The organism is Streptomyces sp. NPDC059037, assembly GCF_042740015.1.
Lineage (GTDB): Bacteria > Actinomycetota > Actinomycetes > Streptomycetales > Streptomycetaceae > Streptomyces.
In genome coordinates this window covers 1-3586 of sequence record NZ_JBHYIG010000474.1, presented here as the reverse complement: position 1 = coordinate 3586, position 3586 = coordinate 1, and the positions used below count along the sequence as shown (strand labels likewise).

Sequence of the window (3586 nt, the reverse complement as noted above, 5' to 3'; positions counted from 1 at the left end):
GTCCGCGAGGGACATCGCGGGCCGGGCGGGGGAGGGGGCTTGCGGTACCGGTGGACAGCGGAGGGTGTCCGTCAGATCCTGTCGCCTCTCGCCCGGCGATGCAGGAGCCAGGTACCGCCCGCGGCGGCCACGGCAAGCGCCGCCACACCCGCCGCGGTCTGCACGGGGTCGGGGCCGAGAGCGCCGCCGACCCCCGTCTTCACATGTCCCTTCGGGGTGAGCTGCTGCTCACGGGCGGCGGCCGTGGACGTGATCGTCACGACCAGATCGCCCGCCACCTCCTTGCCGCCCGAGCCGGAGCCCGAGCATTTCGCGACGATCTCGTAGGTGCCGGGCTGCGCCGACGGCGGCACCTTGAACTGCCCGATCGCGTTCTCCTCGTGCGTGCTCGGCGCCAGCGTGAAGGCGCCCGCGCCCACCGCGCTCGCGTCGCCCGTCGCGGTCCCGTCGCTGCCGCACGCGGTGGTGTTCACCGTGACGGTGGTGCCGGGAGTGACCGTGGACGGAAAGACCTCCAGGCCCCCGCCGGCGGCGAGCGCGGCGGGCGGCGCGAGCAGACCCGCCGATGCGACGGCTAGCGCGGCGGTGGTCAGCAGGCGGGCTGTGCGCATCGTGCTCGCTCCTCCGAGGGGCCTTCAGAGGGCACGGCCCGCGGCAACCCCAAGTGCCGCTGCGTCGGTCGAACCCCGCTCTACCGAGGTAAGTGGCACTTGCCGGAGCACGCCTCCTGAAGATCCGTCAGAAACTCTGCGGCGGAGCGGCTTCTGACGTTTCGACGGATACGTTCCAGCAGGTCACCCGGCGTGTCGCGGGGAAGAATCCGAAGGGGGTGCGGGGCGCCTGTGAATGGGTGACCCGGGCGCCCCGCGAGGGACCTGATGCCGGCTCAGACCCTGTCCCAGGGGGCGCTCTCGTACGCCTCCGTCACGGCCCGCATCAGCTTCGCGTCGACCGCGAACTTCGTGTCGTCGATCCGCCGCACCGGCGCGATGCCGCGTGCGTTGGTGACGAAGGCGGCCGTGTACGACGGCAGGTCCGCGAGGGTGACCGGGCCGTGCCGCGTGGGCAGCCCCGCGTCCGCGAGACGTGGCTCGATCAGCTGCATGGTGATGCCGGCCAGGCAGGGGGCGTCCGGCCAGACGACCTGCGTCCCGTCGTAGAACGCGATGTTCGTGACGGCGCCCTCGCTGATCGTCCCGTCGGGCCCGGTGAGCAGCGCGTCGTCGAAGCCGGCCCGCCGCGCGAGCTCTCCGTAGCGGGCCTGTCCGAAGCCGCCCAGGTGCTTGATGTGCGGGAAGGGCCGCAGGTAGGGCACCGACTGCAGGGCCTGCGCGTCGGCCGGCATCCGGCCCGGCGCCCGGACGGTGACCATCACGGTCGGTTCGCCGTCGGCGGAGGCGTGGACGAGGACGCGTACGGACGCGTCGGTGATGTCGTCGCGCAGTACGTGCCGGATGAGGCCGCGGACGTACTCGCCGTCGAGATCATGGCCGAAGAGCTCGCGCGTCGCCGCGCCGAGCCGGGCCAGATGCAGCGCGAGCCCCTGCACCGCGCCGCCCCTGACCTGCATGGCGGTGAAGTGTCCGACGGCGCCGAGCGCGGGCAGGAGCAGCCGGTCGGCGGTGGCGGCCCGGCCGTCGATCTCAAGGCGCTGTACCAGCGCGGGAGTTGTCATGGCTCTCACCGTACGAGGTGGCGGGGACCCCGCGGAGACCCGCTCTTGAAGCCCGGCGCGAGATCGGCCACGGGAGCGACTTGACCTCAAGCAAGGTTGAGATACGAGGCTCTTCCCCATGACTCAGAACACGCCTGCACACGACACGCCCGCACACGACGCGCCCGCACACGACACGCCCGCACAGGACACAGCTGCCGTCGGCGCAGCTGCCACCACCCCCTTGCGCGTCACCGTCATCATCGGCAGCAACCGCGAGGGCCGCTTCGGGCCGACCGTCGCCGACTGGCTGCTGTCCCGGCTCGGCGAGCGCACGGACTTCGAGGTGGACGTCGTCGACCTGGCCGATTCCCGGCTGCCGACCGCGCTCTCCTTCGACCCGTCGCCCGAAGTGGTCGCCGAACTGGAGAAGGTCACCCCGAAGCTGGCCGCCGCCGACGCCTTCGTCGTCCTCACCCCCGAGTACAACCACTCCTACCCCGCGTCGCTGAAGGCCCTCATCGACTGGCACCACGCCGAGTGGCGGGCCAAACCCCTCGCCTTCGTCTCCTACGGAGGGCTCTCCGGCGGCCTGCGCGCGGTCGAGCATCTGCGCCCGGTCTTCGCCGAGCTGCACACCCACACCATCCGCGACACCGTCTCCTTCCACAACGCGGGCGGCCTCTTCGATGCCGACGGCACCCACAGGGACCCGACCGGTCCCGACGCCGCCGCGAAGGCGATGCTCGACCAGCTGCAGTGGTGGGCCTGGGCGCTGCGCAGCGCCAAGGATGTGCGCCCTTACGGCAGTTGAGGACTGAAGTTGGCCCCCGAAGGGGCGCGGGAACTGCGCGACAAGCCCCCACCGGCCCGCGGGTCCAGCACGGCACTTCCAGTGGAGCTCTCAGCCGTCGGCCTCCGGCAGGTGCACCGCCGCCACGGCCCCGCAGGGCTCCGCATTGCTCAGCTCCACGCGCGCGCCGATCACCTGCGCCTGGCCGAACGCGATGGTCAGACCGAGGCCCGTGCCCTGGCCGCGCTCCCGCGCGCCGGTCTGGAAGCGCCGCGGGCCGTCCGCGAGGAGATGCTTGGGGAAGCCGGGTCCCTGGTCGCTGACCGTGACCACGGGCCCGGCGACCCGCACCTCCACCGGGTCCGCGCCGTGCCTGCGGGCGTTCGCCACGAGGTTGGCGACGATCCGCTCCAGGCGGCGCGCGTCGGTGCGTACGAAGACGTCGTCAGGGCCCGCGGCGACGAACTTCACCCCGTACCCCGACCGCCGGACGATCCCCTCGACCAGCTCGGCCGGCGGATGCACCTCCAGGTCGGGCCGCTCCACCTCCGCGTCGAGCCGCGCCACTTCGAGCAGATCCTCCGTGAGGGTGCGCAGGGCCTGCACCCGGTCGAGCACGAGCTCCGTGGGGCGGCAGCGGGGCAGCAGCTCGGCCGCCGTGTGCAGCCCGGTCAGCGGGGTGCGCAGCTCGTGGGCGACATCGGCGGTGAAGCGCTGCTCGGCCACCAGGCGCCGCTGCAGGGACGCGGCCATCGTGTCGACCGCGGCGGCCAGTTCGGCCACCTCGTCCTTGCCGTGCCCGGTGCCGCCCTGGACGTCCGGCGACCGCGGATGGCCGATACGGGCGTCAAGATCGCCCTGGCTGATGCGGCGCGCGGTGGCCGCCGCGGTCCGCAGTTCGCGGCTGAGCCGGCTGGCCAGGCCGGCACCGCCGAGCGCGGCGAGCACCACGACCACGGCCCCCGAGACGATCAGCTGCCGGTCGAACTCGGCCATCTCGGCGGCCTGTTCGCCCAGCGGCTCCCGCACGGAAAGGACATGGTCGCCGACCCGCCGCCCCCCCCCCAACGCGGGGGGGGGGGCGCCCCAGTCGTGGGGGGGGGTGCGCCGCCCCGCAACCGCGGCCCCCCCCCCCCGCC

General features: G+C 73.4%; 4 protein-coding genes. 1 reads left to right on the top strand and 3 read right to left on the bottom strand.

Annotation, left to right across the window (positions count from 1 at the left end; all coding sequences use genetic code 11):
• Nucleotides 1-71: 71 nt before the first annotated feature.
• Nucleotides 72-611 (bottom strand): hypothetical protein, encoded by a 540-nt coding sequence (locus ACFWY6_RS44775; protein ID WP_384703503.1) that lies wholly within the window; start codon nt 609-611, stop codon nt 72-74.
• A gap of 275 nt (nt 612-886) precedes the next feature.
• Complete coding sequence (locus tag ACFWY6_RS44770; RefSeq protein WP_384703500.1) at nt 887-1675, bottom strand: aminotransferase class IV; 789 nt, start codon at nt 1673-1675, stop codon at nt 887-889.
• Nucleotides 1676-1793: 118 nt separating this feature from the next.
• Between ACFWY6_RS44770 and ACFWY6_RS44765 the strand changes: the two genes are divergently transcribed.
• Nucleotides 1794-2468, top strand: coding sequence for an NADPH-dependent FMN reductase (locus ACFWY6_RS44765; RefSeq protein WP_384703497.1), 675 nt, complete (start codon nt 1794-1796; stop codon nt 2466-2468).
• 90 nt (nt 2469-2558) lie between these two features.
• Here the strand turns inward: ACFWY6_RS44765 and ACFWY6_RS44760 are convergent, their stop codons facing one another.
• Entirely contained in the window at nt 2559-3476 is a 918-nt protein-coding gene (locus ACFWY6_RS44760) for a sensor histidine kinase (protein WP_384703494.1), read from the bottom strand.
• Between the last annotated feature and the right edge of the window lie 110 nt (nt 3477-3586).